This is a genomic window from Pseudorhodoferax sp. Leaf274, from assembly GCF_001422445.1.
Taxonomy (GTDB): Bacteria; Pseudomonadota; Gammaproteobacteria; order Burkholderiales; family Burkholderiaceae_C; genus Pseudorhodoferax.
In genome coordinates this window covers 282222-299155 of sequence record NZ_LMNA01000001.1, presented here as the reverse complement: position 1 = coordinate 299155, position 16934 = coordinate 282222, and the positions used below count along the sequence as shown (strand labels likewise).

10 protein-coding genes and 4 tRNA genes are annotated in these 16934 nt (G+C 68.0%); 12 read left to right on the top strand and 2 right to left on the bottom strand.

Translation table 11 applies throughout. The features are described from left to right. Positions 1-24: 24 nt before the first annotated feature. A complete protein-coding gene (gene hpnC, locus ASF44_RS01325) occupies positions 25-873 on the bottom strand; it encodes a squalene synthase HpnC (RefSeq protein ID WP_056897370.1) in 849 nt (282 codons plus the stop codon). Positions 874-1030: 157 nt separating this feature from the next. On the opposite strand from hpnC, the gene ASF44_RS01320 reads away from it, so the two are divergent. The 10 genes from ASF44_RS01320 (at position 1031) to ASF44_RS01275 (ending at position 11926) form a co-directional block, all read left to right on the top strand. After that, positions 1031-2194, top strand: coding sequence for an efflux RND transporter periplasmic adaptor subunit (locus ASF44_RS01320; RefSeq protein ID WP_082524451.1), 1164 nt, complete (start codon positions 1031-1033; stop codon positions 2192-2194). Positions 2195-2201: 7 nt separating this feature from the next. Further along, positions 2202-5399 (top strand): efflux RND transporter permease subunit, encoded by a 3198-nt coding sequence (locus tag ASF44_RS01315; protein WP_056897369.1) that lies wholly within the window; start codon positions 2202-2204, stop codon positions 5397-5399. A gap of 65 nt (positions 5400-5464) precedes the next feature. Next, a tRNA-Leu gene (locus ASF44_RS01310) sits at positions 5465-5551 on the top strand. Positions 5552-5578: 27 nt separating this feature from the next. Next, a complete protein-coding gene (tig, locus tag ASF44_RS01305; protein ID WP_056897368.1) occupies positions 5579-6892 on the top strand; it encodes a trigger factor in 1314 nt (437 codons plus the stop codon). Between the two features lie 78 nt (positions 6893-6970). After that, complete coding sequence (gene clpP / locus ASF44_RS01300; RefSeq protein ID WP_056897367.1) at positions 6971-7591, top strand: ATP-dependent Clp endopeptidase proteolytic subunit ClpP; 621 nt, start codon at positions 6971-6973, stop codon at positions 7589-7591. A 113-nt stretch (positions 7592-7704) separates the two neighbouring features. Beyond that, positions 7705-8970 (top strand): ATP-dependent Clp protease ATP-binding subunit ClpX, encoded by a 1266-nt coding sequence (gene clpX, locus ASF44_RS01295; RefSeq protein ID WP_056897366.1) that lies wholly within the window; start codon positions 7705-7707, stop codon positions 8968-8970. A gap of 122 nt (positions 8971-9092) precedes the next feature. Then, positions 9093-11516 carry an endopeptidase La gene (gene lon, locus ASF44_RS01290; RefSeq protein ID WP_056897365.1) on the top strand — a complete coding sequence of 808 codons (2424 nt, stop codon included), beginning with the start codon at positions 9093-9095 and terminating at the stop codon, positions 11514-11516. Between the two features lie 62 nt (positions 11517-11578). Further along, positions 11579-11654 (top strand) — tRNA-Gly (locus ASF44_RS01285). Positions 11655-11714: 60 nt separating this feature from the next. Beyond that, positions 11715-11790, top strand: a tRNA-Gly gene (locus ASF44_RS01280). Positions 11791-11850: 60 nt separating this feature from the next. Further along, positions 11851-11926: transfer RNA gene (locus ASF44_RS01275), tRNA-Gly, on the top strand. 73 nt (positions 11927-11999) lie between these two features. Here ASF44_RS01275 and ASF44_RS01270 read toward each other — a convergent pair. Further along, entirely contained in the window at positions 12000-13811 is a 1812-nt protein-coding gene (locus ASF44_RS01270; protein WP_056897364.1) for an acyclic terpene utilization AtuA family protein, read from the bottom strand. A gap of 225 nt (positions 13812-14036) precedes the next feature. Here ASF44_RS01270 and ASF44_RS01265 point away from each other — a divergent pair, with 225 nt between their 5' ends. After that, a complete protein-coding gene (locus ASF44_RS01265) occupies positions 14037-15212 on the top strand; it encodes an acyl-CoA dehydrogenase family protein (protein WP_056897363.1) in 1176 nt (391 codons plus the stop codon). Between the two features lie 98 nt (positions 15213-15310). Continuing rightward, complete coding sequence (locus ASF44_RS01260; protein ID WP_056897362.1) at positions 15311-16933, top strand: acyl-CoA carboxylase subunit beta; 1623 nt, start codon at positions 15311-15313, stop codon at positions 16931-16933. The last annotated feature ends 1 nt before the right edge of the window (position 16934 follow it).

Sequence of the window (16934 nt, the reverse complement as noted above, 5' to 3'; positions counted from 1 at the left end):
GCGGTGTGTGCTTCAACGGGTCGTTCATCCATGCATGCGCCACGCGCGCCACAGCAGGCGAGGCCCATCGGTCTTGTGCAGGCGGGGACGCTCGCGCCAGCTGGCGTGGTCCAGTGCGGCGATCTTGTCCAGGATGGCCAGGCCACCCTGCACCACCAGGCGCAGCTCCCAGCCCATGCGGCCCGGCACGCGGTGCACCAGCGGCGCGCCCTGCAGCATCAGCGCGCGCGCCCATTGCACCTGCTCGGCCACCAGCGCCCGCACCGGGGCCGCCTGGGTCGTGCCGTGGGCGGCGCAGCCGTCCTGCGGCAGGTAGTAGCGCCCGCGCGGCAAATCCACGCTCAGGTCCTGCCAGAAGTTGATGAGCTGCAGGGCGCTGCAGATCGCGTCGCTCTGGCGCAGGGCCTCGGGCGCGTCGATGCCGTACAGGTGCAGCACCAGCCGGCCCACCGGGGCGGCCGAGCGGCTGCAGTAGTCCAGCAGCTCGGCGCGGTCGGCGTAGCCGGCGCCGGCGGCGGTCTTGCGCACGTCCTGCATGAAGGCGTCCAGCAGGTCGTCCAGCGGCTGCAAGGGCAGCGCGTGCCGGGCCCTGGCCTGCGCCAGGGGGCCGAACACGCCAGGCCAGAGGCCCGACAGTGGCTCGCCTGCGTACAGCGCCGCCAGGTCGGCGCGGTACCGGGCCAGGGTGGACAGGCGCGCGTCGGCGCTGTCCTGGCCCTCGTCGGCCATGTCGTCGCCGGTGCGTGCAAACCAGTAGATCGCAGCCACGGCAGGGCGCAGCGCCGGTGGACAAAGCCAGGACGCGACAGGGAAGTTCTCGTAGTGTGTGACGTCCGGCGCAACAGCCGGCGCGCTTTGGGGCGTGGCACGCATGTGCGCCCGATTTTCGCTGTGTTTTCCGCGCCAATCCGGCGGTTGACTTGATTGACAATGCGCAAGCAATTCTCCTAGATTACTAACCCATCAGTCAGTAGTGGGCCTGGGGCGCGTCGATTCGCGGACTTCCGGGGCGCTTGTTCGGGGCTTCCCAATGTCAAACCAGCCGAGGCGCGTGCGCCGTTTTCCCTGGCCGTGCGCGGCGTTCCTGGTCGTGGCGGCCGGGCTGGCGGGGTGCAGCAAGCCGCCGGCCGAGCCTGAGCCGGTGCGCGCCGTCAAGCTGGTGACGGTGGCGCCTGCGGCATCGACCTTCAGCATGGAATTCGCCGGCGAGGTGCGCCCGCGCGTGGAATCCCGGCTGGGGTTCCGCGTGGCCGGCAAGATCGTGCGCCGCAACGTGGAGCTGGGGCAGGCGGTGCGCGTGGGCCAACTGCTGGCCGAGCTCGATGCGCAGGACCTGCGCCTGGCGGCCGATGCCGCGCGTGCCCAGGTGGCGGCGGCCCAGACCAACCGCGACCTGGCCCTGGCCGACCAGAAGCGCTACAAGGAATTGCGCAGCCAGAACTTCATCAGCGGCGCTGAACTCGAGCGGCGTGAATCGGCCTACCAGGCGGCCCAGGCCCAGTTGGACCAGGCCAAGGCCCAGCTGTCGGCGCAGGGCAACCAGACCGGCTACGCGCGGCTGGTGGCCGACGTGGCCGGCGTGGTGACCGGCATCGAGGCGGAGCCGGGCCAGGTGGTGGCGGCGGGAACGCCGGTGGTGCGCGTGGCGCAGAGCGGCGTGCGCGACGTGGTGTTCTCGGTGCCCGAGGACCGTGTCGCCGCCGTGGCCGTGGGCTCGCCGGTGGAGGTGCGGCTGTGGAATTCGGACGACACGCTGCCCGGCCGCGTGCGCGAGGTGGCGGCCAGTGCCGATGCGGCCACGCGCACCTTCCAGGTCAAGGTGGCGTTGGACAGCAAGACGCCGCCGCCGCTGGGCACCACGGTCAGCGTGGTGCCCAAGGCGCTGAGCAGTGGCGGCGCCCCGGTGATCAAGCTGCCCACCAGCGCGCTGAAGCAGGACGCCGCCAGCGGCCAGACCTCGGTGCTGGTGCTCGACGACGCCAGCATGACGGTGCGCCAGCAGCCCGTGACCATCGCGACCGCGGACGGCAACGACGCCGTGATCAGCAGCGGCCTGCAGCCGGGCCAGCGGGTGGTGGCGGCGGGCGTGCATGTGCTGACGCCGGGCCAGAAGGTCTCTGTCTACCAGCCGCGCGTGGGCGGCGACAAGGCCGTGGCCCCGCCAGCGGCCGCCACCGCTTCCTCACCGCGCTGAGCCGACGATGAGCGAACCGAACACCCTGGACCAGCCCAAGGCTGGCTTCAATCTTTCGCGCTGGGCGCTCGACCACCCGGCGCTGACGCGCTACCTGATGGTGGTGCTGATGCTGCTGGGCTTTGCCACCTACTTCCAGCTGGGGCAGGACGAGGACCCGCCGTTCACGTTCCGGGCCATGGTCATGCGCACCTACTGGCCTGGCGCCACGGCGCAGCAGGTGGCCGAGCAGGTGACCGATAAGCTGGAGCGCACGCTGCAGGAGGTGCCCTATGCCTTCCGGATCCGCAGCTACTCCAAGCCGGGCGAGTCGCAGATCATCTTCGAGCTCAAGGACAACTCGCCGCCCAAGGACGTGGCCAACCTCTGGTACGTGGTGCGCAAGAAGATCGGCGACATGCGCTACACGCTGCCGCAGAGCGTGCAGGGGCCGTTCTTCAACGACGACTTCGGCGATGTCTATGGCGTGATCTACGCGCTGTCGGCCGACGGCTTCAGCTACGCCGAGCTCAAGACCTTTGCCGACGACGCGCGCCAGACGCTGCTGCGCGTGCCCGACGTGGCCAAGGTCGAGCTGTTCGGGGTGCAGGACGAGAAGGTCTACATCGAGGTCTCGCAGCGCCGGCTGGCGCAGCTGGGGCTGGACTTCTCGCAGGTGCTGGACCAGCTGGGCCAGCAGAACGCCGTGGCCAGCGCCGGGGCCATCCAGACCCCGCTGGACGTGCTGCAGGTGCGCGTGACGGGCCAGTTCGGCGCCGTCGAGCAGCTGCGCGACATGCCGATCCGCGGGCCTTCGGGCGCGCAGCTGCGCCTGGGCGACATCGCCGAGGTGCGGCGCGGCTACGTCGACCCGCCGGGCGTGAAGGTGCGCCACGACGGGCGCGAGGTCATCGCGCTGGGCGTGTCCATGACCAAGGGCGGCGACATCATCCGGCTCGGCAAGGCGCTCAGGACGGCGTTCGCCGACATCGAGAAGGGCCTGCCGGCCGGCGTGCAGCTGGCCCAGGTGCAGGACCAGCCCAGCGCCGTCTCCAACTCGGTCAACGAGTTCGTGAAGGTGCTGATCGAGGCCGTGGTCATCGTGCTGGCCGTGAGCTTCATCGCGCTGGGTTTCCATCGCCGGCCCGGCAACCACAGCCTGCTGCGCCGCTACTACATCGACGTGCGGCCCGGCCTGGTGGTGGGCATCACCATCCCGCTGGTGCTGGCCGTGACCTTCCTGGCCATGTGGTACTGGGGCATCGGCCTGCACAAGATCTCGCTGGGCTCGCTGATCATCGCGCTGGGCCTGCTGGTGGACGACGCCATCATTGCGGTGGAGATGATGGTGCGCAAGATGGAGGAGGGCTACGACAAGGTGCGCGCCGCCACCTTCGCCTACGAGATCACCGCCATGCCCATGCTGACGGGCACGCTGATCACGGCGGTGGGCTTCCTGCCCATCGGCATCGCCAAGTCGGTGACCGGCGAATACACCTTCGCGATCTTCGCCGTCACCGTGATCGCGCTGGTGTTGAGCTGGTTCGTCTCGGTGTACTTCGTGCCCTACCTGGGCACGCTGCTGCTCAAGGCCCAGCCGCACCATGGCGAGGGCGCGGCCCACGGCCAGCCGCACGAGATGTTCGATTCGGGCTTCTACAACGCCTTCCGCAAATCTGTGAACTGGTGCGTGGCGCACCGCTGGCTGACCATCCTGGCCACGGTGGGCGTGTTCGCGCTGGGCATCGTGGGCATGGGCAAGGTGCAGCAGCAGTTCTTCCCGGATTCGAGCCGGCCCGAGATCCTGGTGGACCTGTGGCTGCCCGAGGGCTCGTCGTTCGCCGCCAACGAGCAGATCGCCCGGCGCGTGGAGCAGCGGCTGCGCCAGGAGACGGGTGTGCGCTCGGTCACGCTGTGGATCGGCTCGGGCGTGCCGCGCTTCTACCTGCCGCTGGACCAGGTGTTCCCGCAGACCAACGTGTCGCAGTTCATCTTGTTGACCGAGTCCGTGCCGGTGCGCGAGCGCCTGCGCGTGGCGCTGCCCAGGCTGCTGGCCGAGGAGTTTCCCGAGGTGCGCGGCCGCGTGAAGCTGCTGCCCAACGGGCCGCCGGTGCCGTATCCGGTGCAGTTCCGCGTGATCGGCTCCGATCCGCAACTGCTGCGCCAACGCGCCGACGAGGTCAAGGCGGCGATGCGCGAGAGCCCCAACACGCGCGGCGTCAACGACAACTGGAACGAATCGGTCAAGACGGTGCGGCTGGAGATCGACCAGACCAAGGCGCGCGCGCTGGGCGTGACCAGCCAGTCCATCGCCCAGGCCGCCAACAGCGCGCTGACCGGCACGACGGTCGGGCAGTTCCGCGAATACGACAAGCTGATCGACATCGTGCTGCGCCAGCCGGCCAGCGAGCGCGCGCTGATCACCGACATCGTCAACGCCTACGTGCCCACCGCCTCGGGCCGCTCGATTCCGCTCACGCAGATCGCCACGCCGGTGTTCAGCTGGGAGCCGGGCGTCATGTGGCGCGAGAACCGCGACTACGCGATCACCGTGCAGAGCGACGTGGTGGAAGGCCTGCAGGGCGCGACCGTGACGGACGAGCTGCTGCCGAAGCTGCGCGCGCTGGAAGCCGGATGGAAGCAGCAGGGCCCGGGCGGCTATGCCGTGCAGGTCTCCGGTGCGGTGGAGGAGAGCAGCCGCGGCTCGTCGTCCATCGCCGCCGGCGTGCCGATCATGCTGTTCCTGACCTTTACGCTGCTGATGCTGCAGCTGCAGAGCTTCAGCCGCTCGGTGCTGGTGTTCCTGACCGGCCCGCTGGGCATCGCCGGCGTGGCCGGCGCGCTGCTGGTGCTGAACCGGCCGTTCGGCTTCGTCGCGCTCCTGGGCGTGATCGCGCTGATGGGCATGATCCAGCGCAACTCGGTGATCCTGATCGACCAGATCGAGCAGGACCGCGCACGTGGCGTGCCGGCCTGGGATGCCATCGTCGAATCGGCCGTGCGGCGCCTGCGCCCCATCGTGCTGACGGCGTTGGCGGCCGTTCTGGCCATGATCCCGCTGTCGCGCTCCGTGTTCTGGGGGCCGATGGCCGTCGCCATCATGGGCGGGCTGATCGTGGCCACGGTGCTCACCCTGCTGTCGCTCCCCGCGATGTATGCAGCCTGGTTCCGGGTGAAGAAGCCCACCGACGAGGAGCGCGCCCACGCGGCCGCACTGGGCGCCTGATCCGCACCCGCCACCCGCGCGAAGCGGTTTGCGCGACCGGCTAAAATGCCCGGTTGACCGAAACTGCGCGGGTGGCGAAATTGGTAGACGCACCAGGTTTAGGTCCTGACGCCAGCAATGGTGTGGGGGTTCGAGTCCCCCCCCGCGCACCACCCCTCTTTCATTTACCCGAGACCACCATGGCCGTTACCGTTGAAAACCTCGAGAAGCTGGAGCGCAAGATCACCCTGTCGCTGCCGGTGGATGTGATCCAGAACGAGGTCAACAACCGCCTCAAGAAGCTGGCGCGCACCGTGCGCATGGACGGCTTCCGTCCCGGCAAGGTGCCGATGAACGTCGTGGCGCAGCGCTATGGCTACTCGGTGCACTACGAAGTCATGAACGACAAGGTGGGCGAGGCGTTCTCGGCCGCCGCCAACGAAGCCCAGCTGCGCGTGGCCGGTCAGCCGCGCATCAGCGAGAAGGAAGGCGCGCCCGAGGGCCAGCTGGCCTTCGACGCGGTGTTCGAGGTGTTCCCCGATGTGGTCATCAACGACCTGGCCACGGCCGAGGTCGAGCGCCTGTCCGCCGAGGTGACCGACGAAGCCATCGACAAGACGCTGGACATCCTGCGCAAGCAGCGCCGCAGCTTCGCCCAGCGCGCCCAGGACGCCGCTGCCGCCGACGGCGACCGCGTGACGGTCGATTTCGAAGGCAAGATCGACGGCGAGCCCTTCCAGGGCGGCAAGGCCGAGGACTTCCAGTACGTGGTCGGCGAAGGCCAGATGCTCAAGGAGTTCGAAGACGCCGTGCGTGGCATGAAGTCCGGCGAGAGCCGCACCTTCCCGCTGGCCTTCCCGGCCGATTACCACGGCAAGGACGTGGCCGGCAAGCAGGCCGATTTCCTCGTCACGGTCAAGAAGATCGAGTCCAGCCACATGCCCGAGATCGACGACACCCTGGCCAAGTCGTTGGGCATCGCCGACGGCACGGTGGCCGGCCTGCGCGCCGACATCCGCAAGAACCTGGAGCGCGAAGTCAAGTTCCGCCTGCTGGCCCGCAACAAGCAGGCCGTCATGGACGCGCTGCTGACCAAGGCCGAGCTGGACCTGCCCAACGCCAGCGTGCAGGCCGAGATCGGCCGCATGATCGAGAGCACCCGCGCCGACCTCAAGCAGCGCGGCCTGAAGGATGCCGACAGCGCGCCGATCCCTGAGGAGATCGTGCGTCCCCAGGCCGAGCGCCGCGTGCGCCTGGGCCTGGTGGTGGCCGAACTCGTGCGCAAGAACGAGCTGCTGGCCAAGCCCGAGCAGATCAAGGCCCACATCGACGACCTGGCGGCCAGCTACGAGAAGCCCGAAGACGTGGTGCGCTGGTACTACGGCGACCGCCAACGCCTGGCGGACGTGGAAGCCGCCGTGATCGAGAACAACGTGACCGACTACGTGCTGGCCCAGGCCAAGGTCACCGACAAGGCGATCGGCTTCGACGAACTGATGGCGCAGCAGGGCTGATGCCCGGCCGGGCCTGGCCCCTTGCCTTCGGGCGCGAGGCCCCCATCTGACGCTTGCCAACCTAATTCCGGAGAAAACATGGCCATCCACAACAGTTCGCTCGAGACCCAGAACCTGGGCATGGTTCCCATGGTCATCGAGCAGTCGGGCCGCGGCGAGCGTTCCTACGACATCTACTCGCGCCTGCTGAAAGAGCGGGTGATCTTCCTGGTGGGCGAGGTCAACGACCAGACCGCCAACCTGGTGGTGGCGCAGCTGCTGTTCCTGGAGAGCGAGAACCCCGACAAGGACATCTCGTTCTACATCAACTCGCCCGGCGGCAGCGTGACGGCCGGCATGGCCATCTACGACACCATGCAGTTCATCAAGCCGGACGTGTCCACGCTGTGCGTGGGCTTCGCGGCCAGCATGGGTGCCTTCCTGCTGGCGGCCGGTGCCAAGGGCAAGCGCTTTTCGCTGCCTAACTCGAAGATCATGATCCACCAGGTGCTGGGTGGCGCGCGTGGCCAGGCGACCGACATCGAGATCCATGCGCGCGACATCCTGCGCACCAAGGACCAGATGAACCGCATCCTGGCCGAGCGCACCGGCCAGCCGCTGGAGAAGGTCAAGCACGACACCGAGCGTGATTACTTCCTGGAAGCCAACGAGGCCAAGGAATACGGTCTCATCGACCAGGTGATCGCGCGCCGGCCCTGATCCGGACCACGCGGCAGCCGCGTGGACTGCGCGGAAAACGGCGCCTTTTTGGTGAAAGGCGCCGTTTTTCGTTTGGTTATCATTGCCCAACGTCTTTTTAAAGGCATTCCTCCATGGCCGAGAAAAAAGGCTCCTCCAGCGAAAAGACCCTGTACTGCTCGTTCTGCGGGAAGAGCCAGCACGAGGTGAAGAAACTCATCGCAGGACCGTCCGTGTTCATCTGCGACGAGTGCATCGACCTGTGCAACGAGATCATCCGCGACGAAGTGCCTGCGGCCGGCGAGGCGCGCGAGGGCCGCGGCGACCTGCCCACGCCGCTGGAGATCAAGAACAACCTGGACAACTACGTGGTCGGCCAGGAGGTCGCCAAGCGCACGTTGTCCGTTGCGGTCTACAACCACTACAAGCGCCTGCGCTACAAGGACAAGGCCAAGAAGGACGAGGTCGAGCTCGCCAAGAGCAACATCCTCTTGATCGGCCCCACCGGTTCGGGCAAGACGCTGCTGGCGCAGACACTCGCGCGCATGCTGGACGTGCCCTTCGTGATGGCCGACGCCACCACGCTGACCGAGGCCGGCTACGTTGGCGAGGACGTCGAGAACATCGTGGCCAAGCTGCTGCAGAGCTGCAACTACGATGTGGAGCGGGCCCAGCGCGGCATCGTCTACATCGACGAGATCGACAAGATCTCGCGCAAATCGGACAACCCCTCGATCACGCGCGATGTGTCGGGCGAGGGCGTGCAGCAGGCGCTGCTCAAGCTCATCGAAGGCACCATGGCCAGCGTGCCGCCGCAGGGTGGCCGCAAGCACCCGAACCAGGACTTCCTGCAGATCGACACGACCAACATCCTGTTCATCTGCGGCGGTGCGTTCGCTGGCCTGGAGAAGGTCATCGGCAGCCGGCAGGAGTCCTCGGGCATCGGCTTCGGCGCCGCGGTGAAGAGCAAGGCCGAGCGCGCGCTGACCGAGGTGTTCCGTGAGGTCGAGCCGGAGGACCTGATCAAGTTCGGCCTGATCCCCGAACTGGTCGGCCGCATGCCGGTGGTGGCCACGCTGGCCGAGCTCAGCGAAGACGCGCTGGTGCAGATTCTGACCGAGCCCAAGAACGCGCTCGTCAAGCAATACGCCAAGCTGCTGGCCATGGAAGACGTGGACCTGGAGATCCGCCCCGCGGCGCTCAAGGCGATCGCCCGCAAGGCGCTGGCGCGCAAGACCGGCGCGCGCGGCCTGCGTTCCATCCTCGAGCTGTCGTTGATCGACACCATGTTCGAGCTGCCGAACACGGCCAACGTCGACAAGGTGGTCGTCGACGAGTCCACCATCGAAGAAAACAAGGCGCCGCTGCTGGTCTACCGCGAAGCGGCCAAGAAAGCCTGACCGTGCTGCCGGTTCCCGCAAGGGCGGTGCCGGCTTTCTTCAACCCCTCCTGTGCCGCACGCGGCACGGGTTGAAAATGTGACACACGCGACCATATTCGCTGGGTCACACAAAGGATTCTGATGTCCGGTCAAACCCCCCTGCCAGCCGAGCCGCTGGACCTGCCGCTGTTGCCGCTGCGCGATGTGGTGGTGTTCCCCCACATGGTGATCCCGTTGTTCGTGGGCCGCCCCAAGAGCATCAAGGCGCTGGAGGCCGCGATGGAGGCAGAGCGTCGCATCATGCTGGTGGCGCAGAAGGCTGCCGCCAAGGACGAACCCGCGGTCACCGACATGTTCGATGTCGGCTGCGTCTCCACCATCCTGCAGATGCTGAAACTGCCCGACGGCACCGTGAAGGTGCTGGTCGAGGGCCAGCAGCGCGCGAGCGTCAACGCCATCCAGGATGGCGAGTCGCATTTCAGCGCCAATGTCACGCCGATCCAGCCTGCCGACGCGACGCTGAAGAACACCGAGGTCGAGGCGCTGCGCCGTGCGGTGATGCAGCAGTTCGACCAGTACGTCAAGCTGAACAAGAAGATCCCGCCCGAGATCCTGACCTCGATCTCCAGCATCGACGACGCCGGCCGCCTGGCCGACACCATCGCCGCGCACCTGCCGCTCAAGCTGGACAACAAGCAGGTCGTGCTCGACCTGTCGGACGTGCGCGAGCGCCTGGAGAACCTGTACGGGCAGCTCGAGCGCGAGGTCGACATCCTCAACGTCGACAAGAAGATCCGCGGCCGCGTGAAGCGGCAGATGGAGAAGAACCAGCGCGACTTCTACCTCAACGAGCAGGTCAAGGCCATCCAGAAGGAACTTGGCGAGGGCGAGGAGGGTGCCGACATCGAGGAGATCGAGAAGAAGATCCGCCTCGCCAAGATGTCCAAGGAGGCGCTCAAGAAGGCCGAGGCCGAGCTCAAGAAGCTCAAGCTCATGTCGCCCATGTCGGCCGAAGCCACCGTGGTGCGCAACTACATCGACGTGCTGACCAACCTGCCCTGGAGCAAGCGCACGAAGATCAAGCACGACCTGGCCAACGCCGAGGCCGTGCTCAACGAAGACCACTACGGCCTGGACAAGGTCAAGGACCGCATCCTCGAATACCTCGCGGTGCAGCAGCGCGTGGACAAGGTCAAGGCGCCGATCCTGTGCCTGGTCGGCCCCCCGGGCGTGGGCAAGACCTCGCTCGGCCAGTCGGTGGCCAAGGCCACTGGGCGCAAGTACGTGCGCATGGCGCTCGGCGGCATGCGCGACGAGGCCGAGATCCGAGGCCACCGCCGCACCTACATCGGCGCGTTGCCGGGCAAGGTGCTGCAGAGCCTGTCCAAGGTCGGCACGCGCAACCCGCTGTTCCTGCTCGACGAGATCGACAAGCTGGGCACCGATTTCCGCGGCGATCCGTCCAGCGCTTTGCTGGAAGTGCTGGACCCCGAGCAGAACCACACCTTCGGCGACCACTACGTCGAGGTCGATTTCGACCTGTCGGACGTGATGTTCGTCGCCACCTCGAACTCGATGAACATCCCGCCGGCCCTGCTGGACCGCATGGAAGTGATCCGCCTGTCGGGTTACACCGAGGACGAGAAGGTCAACATCGCGCTCAAGTACCTGCTGCCCAAGCAGCTCAAGAACAACGGCGTGAAGGACGAGGAACTGCTGGTCACCGAGGACGCCGTGCGCGACGTGGTGCGCTACTACACGCGCGAAGCCGGCGTGCGTTCGCTCGAACGCGAGCTGTCCAAGATCTGCCGCAAGGTGGTGAAGGCGCTGCAGCTCAAGAAGATGGCGCCGCAGGTGGTCGTCAACGCCGACAACCTCAACGACTTCCTGGGCGTGCGTAAGTACACCTATGGCCGCGCCGAGAACCAGAACCAGGTCGGCCAGGTCGTGGGCCTGGCCTGGACCGAGGTCGGTGGCGACCTGCTGACCATCGAAGCCGCGACCATGCCCGGCAAGGGCGTGATCACGCGCACCGGCTCGCTGGGCGACGTGATGAAGGAATCGGTCGAGGCCGCACGCACGGTGGTGCGCAGCCGCTCGCGCCGCCTCGGCATCAAGGACGAGGCGTTCGAGAAGCGCGACATCCACATCCACGTTCCCGACGGCGCCACGCCCAAGGACGGTCCGAGCGCCGGTGCGGCGATGACCACCGCCTTCGTGTCTGCGCTGACCGGCATCCCCGTGCGCAGCGATGTCGCCATGACCGGTGAGATCACGCTGCGCGGCGAGGTGACGGCCATCGGCGGCCTGAAGGAAAAGCTGCTGGCCGCGCTGCGCGGCGGCATCAAGACGGTGTTGATCCCGGAAGAGAACGCCAAGGACCTGCAGGAGATCCCCGAGAACGTGAAGAACGGCCTCGAGATCGTGCCGGTCAAGTGGATCGACCAGGTGCTGGAAGTGGCGCTGGAGCGCGTGCCCACGCCCCTGGCGGATGACGAGGCCGCCGCTGCGCCCCTGGACGTGCCCGCGACGGCCGAGGCCACGCGCGTCTCGACCAAGCACTGAGGGCGAAAAGTTCGCAGGAGATTTGCCGAACAGCGGTTTTGTAGCTTATAATCTGAGGCTTCGCGGGAATAGCTCAGTTGGTAGAGCGCAACCTTGCCAAGGTTGAGGTCGAGAGTTCGAGACTCTTTTCCCGCTCCAGATCCGTACGAAAGTACAAGGCCGCAGAGAAGGCATCGCTCTGCGGCAACAAAGAAAGATGCGGGAATAGCTCAGTTGGTAGAGCGCAACCTTGCCAAGGTTGAGGTCGAGAGTTCGAGACTCTTTTCCCGCTCCAGATCCGTACGAAAGTACAGGGCCGCAGAGAAGGCATCGCTCTGCGGCAGCGAAGAAAGATGCGGGAATAGCTCAGTTGGTAGAGCGCAACCTTGCCAAGGTTGAGGTCGAGAGTTCGAGACTCTTTTCCCGCTCCAGATCGAAAGGCCTTGCGATTCGTCGCAAGGCCTTTTTTCTTTGCCCGTGCTTTGATCCTCCGGCCCTACGTTGTTACTTGCGCCGGGCTGCGCGCGCGACGCTGGCCGGCACGGCGATCGGCAAGTCCAGCAGCATCTGCGCCATGCCCTTGCCCAGCGGGTCCATGCGCATCGACGAAGGCCCGCCGCCGTCCAGCGCCTCGTGCAGCAGCAGGTTCATGGCCGCGATGCCCGGCAGGTAGAAGCGTTCGACCTGGCCGTGCACCAGGTGCGCGAAGTAGGCCTTCACCACCTGCGGCGTGAGCCGGTCCCACAGCAGGGGCAGCCATTCGGGCCGGCGCGCGACGATGCCGATGTTGGAGATGTCGCCCTTGTCGCCGCTGCGGGCCCAGGCCAGGTCGACCAGGCGCACGTCCTCCGATGGCTCGGCAGGCTCGTCCCTGGCGCCGGGCTGCGGCGCGGGCGCCGTGTGGCCGCTCTCGGTGCCTGCAGCCACAGCCACCCTGTGGCGCTGGCCATCGAGCGCCATGGCCACCGGCACAGCCCGCTTGTCCAGCAGGAAGGCGAAGGGCTTGACCAGCGGCGACACGGCCGGCCGGCCGCCGCCCGGGCTGGTGGTGCCGGGCGCCCACGACGTGCCGGACGGCGCGATCTCGCGCGCGAACATGGCCAGCGCGTTCTTGTCCGGGTGGTTCGCCACGATGCGCAGCATCACCTCGCGCGCGGCGCCCGTGCGCGCATGCGGCCCGTACAGCGTCTCGGCGCCCAGCACCTCCAGATGGGTCGAGGTGAACGGCGGCTGCCCCTGCGCCCGCAGGATCTCGCCCGTGCGTTCGAGGATGGCCTCGCCCGTGCGGCGCGCCTTCTTCGCCGCATCGATGCCGATGAACACCATGCTGCCCGCGCAGCGAAAGCCATCGAGCTGCGTGGCCGACACCTTGTAGTGGGGCGTCGGCGCGCTGCCGCGGGCCGGGCCCACGTGCACGCGGTCCTCGCCCTGCTGCGTGATCTCCACGAAGCGGAAGTCGCAGCGCACGTCGGGCAGCAGGTAGGCGCCCGGGTCGCCGATCTCGTAGAGCAACTGCTCGGCCACGTTGGCGCGCAGGATGCGGCCGCCCGTGCCTTCGGGCTTGGTCACGACGAAGCTGCCGTCGGCGCTGCATTCCACGACCGGGTAACCCATGTGGGCCCAATCGGGGATGTCTTCCCAATCCGTGTGCAGGCCACCCGTGGCCTGGCAGCCGCATTCGATGATGTGGCCGGCCAGGCTGCCCGAGGCCAGCCGGTCGTGGTCGTCGGCCGACCAGCCGAAGGCGTGCATGAGCGCGCCCAGCGTCACCGCACTGTCCACGCAGCGGCCCGTGATGACCACGTCGGCGCCGGCGGCGAGCGCGGCCGCGATGGGCGTGGCACCCAGGTAGGCGTTGGCGCTGAGCACCTTCTCGGGCAGGGCCTCGCCCGTGAACATGTCGCGCGTGCCGGCCGCGCGCAGGGCCGGCATCTGCGCGCTCACATCGTCGCCTTCGACAACCGCGATGCGCAGCGCGATGCCCTGGGATTCGGCCAGCGACTGCAGTGCCGCGGCGCAGGCCTGCGGATGGATGCCGCCCGCGTTGCTGATGACACGAATGCCCTGGCGCTTGACCTCGGCCAGCACCGGCTTCATGGCGATGTCGACGAAGTCGGTGGCGTAGCCGAGCTCCGGCTTCCTGGCACGCGCGGCGGCCAGGATGGCCATCGTGGTTTCGGCCAGGTAGTCGAACACCAGGTAATCGAGCCGGCCACCGTGCACGAGTTGCGGCGCCGCCACCATGCTGTCGCCCCAGAAGCCTGAGGCGCCGCCGATGCGGACGGTCTTGCGGGGCGGTGGGCTGCTGCTGGTCATGGGAATGGGCCTCCTGTGGAACGGGCCAGCGTAGCGCGCGTGGCCGGGGCCGGCTTGCGCCGACTGGCTGGCACGCGCCCTTGCAGTTCTCCCGCAGCCCTTCCGCAGCCCTTCCGCAGCCCTTCCGCAGCCCTTCCGCGGCCCGTTCGCGCCCCACCGCAGCCAGTTCGCGCAAGACCCCGGCGCCGCCGCGCCGCTAGGCTTGTCCGCGCACCTGGAGCCCCGATGGACTTTCTCGACGCGCCCGCGCTGCCCTTTTACTTCACGCCCGAGCACGCGCAATTCCGCGCCACCCTGCGCGCCTTCATCGCGCGCGAGATCACGCCGCATGTGAACGAGTGGGACGAGGCCGAGACCTTCCCGCGGGCGCTCTACGCGCGCGTGGCCGAACTCGGCGTGCAGGGCCTGGGCTACCCCGAGGAACTCGGCGGCACGCCGGCCGATCTGTTCTACCAGCTCGTCGTGGCCGAGGAGTTCGCGCGCTGCGGCTGCGGCGGCGTACAGGCATCGCTCAATTCGCACAGCATCGCGCTGCCGCCCATCCTGAAAGCCGGCAGCGCCGCGATCCAGCGCCGCGTGATCCCGCCCGTGCTGCGCGGCGAGAAGATCGCGGCCCTGGCCGTGACCGAATCCAGCGGCGGCTCCGACGTGGCGCACCTGCGCACCACCGCCTTCCGCGACGGCGACCACTACGTCGTCAATGGCGAGAAGACATTCATCACCTCGGGCATGCGGGCCGACTTCATCACCACCGCCGTGCGCACCGATCCCACGGTCAAGGGCGCGGGCGGCATCTCTGTGCTGGTCATCGACGGCGACACGCCCGGACTCACGCGCACCGCGCTCCAAAAGATGGGCTGGTGGAGTTCGGACACGGCACACCTGCGCTTCGACAACTGCCGCGTGCCGGTGGCCAACCTGGTGGGCGAGGAGCACCGCGGCTTCAAGGTGTTCATGCACAACTTCAACAGCGAGCGCCTGTTCATGGCCGCGCTGGCCTGCGGCTTCGCCGAGGTCTGCCTGCGCGAGGCGGTGGGCTGGGCGCGCCAGCGCCAGATCGCGGGCAGCCCGCTGGCCGAACGCCAGGTGGTGCGCCACAAGCTCATGGACATGACCATGCGCATCGACGCCGCGCGCACGCTGGTGTATGAGCTCGCCTGGCGCATCGAGCACCAGCACGCGCGGCCCGCCCAGCTCGTGGCCCGCGTCTGCCTGGCCAAGGTGCAGGCCACGCAGGCCATGCAGTTCTGCGCCGACCAGGCGGTGCAACTGCTCGGCGGCATGGGCTTCATGCGTGGCACCGCCAGCGAGCGCATCTACCGCGAGGTCAAGGTCATGATGATCGGCGGTGGGTCGGAGGAGGTCATGAAGGACCTCGCGGCACGGCAACTGGGGCTGTAGGGCGCGGCCCGGCGTGCAGCCAGTTGGCGCAAGACCCCCGGCGCACCGTTGCCTAAGCTCGTGGCCAGACCCAGGCCAACAGCACCTCCGACCACGCCATGAGCACCATCGAGTCGACCATCTCTCCCGGCAGCGAAGCCTTCGACGCCAACCGCGCCGGCATGCTGGCCCTGCTCGAGCGCGTGCAGGGCTACACGCAGCGCAGCGTCGCCACCTCGGGCAAGTCGCGCGAGCGCTTCGACAAGCGCGGCCAGTTGCTGCCGCGCGAGCGCCTGGCCCTGCTGCTGGACCCCGGCACGCCTTTCCTGGAGATCGGCGCCCTGGCCGGGCTGGGCCTGGACAACCCTGACCTGGACAAGAGCGTGCCCGGCGGCGGCGTGATCGGCGGCATCGGCTGGGTGTCGGGCGTGCGCGTGATGGTCAATGCCTCCGACTCGGGCATCGACGCCGGCGCGCTGCAGCCCATGGGCATCCCCAAGCAGCTGCGCCTGCAGGAACTCGCGCTCGAGAACAAGCTGCCTTACGTGCAACTGGTCGAGAGCGCCGGCGCCAACCTCATGACCTACCAGGTCGAGGAGTTCGTGACCGGCGGCAACCTGTTCCGCAACCTGGCGCGCATCTCGGCCGCGGGGCTGCCGGTGGTGACCGTCACGCACGGATCGTCCACGGCGGGCGGCGCCTACCAGACCGGCCTGTCGGACTACATCGTGATGGTGCGCGGCCGCTCGCGCGCCTTCCTCGCCGGCCCGCCGCTGCTGAAGGCCGCCACCGGCGAGATCGCGACCGAGGAGGAGCTGGGCGGCGCCGAGATGCACACCACCGTCTCGGGCCTGGGCGACTACCTGGCCGAGGACGACCGCGACGCCATCCGCCTGGCGCGCGAGATCCTGGCCAACATCGACTGGCAGCGCGGCATGCCTGCCGAGCCCGTGCGCAGCTTCAAGCCGCCGCGCTACGAGGCCGGGGAGCTGCTGGGCATCATGCCCATGGACCACAAGCGCCCGGTCGACATGAAGCAGGTGATCGCGCGCATCGCCGACGACTCCGATTTCCTGGAGTTCGGGGAGAACTACGGCAGCGCCACCGTGGTCGGCCACATTAAGGTCGAGGGCATGCCGCTGGGCATCGTCACCAACAACGGCCCGATCGACCCGGCCGGCGCGAGCAAGGCCACGCACTTCATCCAGGCCTGCTGCCAGAGCCGTACGCCCATCCTGTACCTCAACAACACGACCGGCTTCATGGTCGGCAAGGCGTATGAGGAGGCCGGCATCATCAAGCACGGCTCCAAGATGATCCAGGCCGTCACCAACGCCACGGTGCCGCAGATCACCATCTACTGCGGCGCGTCGTTCGGCGCCGGCAACTACGGCATGTGCGGGCGCGGCTTCCACCCGCGCTTCTGCTTCTCCTGGCCCAACGCCAAGACCGCCGTGATGGGCGGCGAGCAGGCCGCGCAGACCATGGTCAACGTGACCGAGGCCGCCATGCGCCGCAAGGGCGGCGAGGTCGACCGCGCCAAGCTGGCCGAGATGGAGCGCCGCATCATCGACCGCTTCGACAGCCAGATGAGCGTGTTCACCACCAGCGCGCGCATGCTGGACGACGCCGTGATCGACCCGCGCGACACCCGCGAGGTGCTGGCCCGCGTGCTGTCGATCTGCCGCGATGCCGAGCTGCGCCAGCCGCAGGCCATGCAGTTCTCCGTCGCACGTCCTTGAG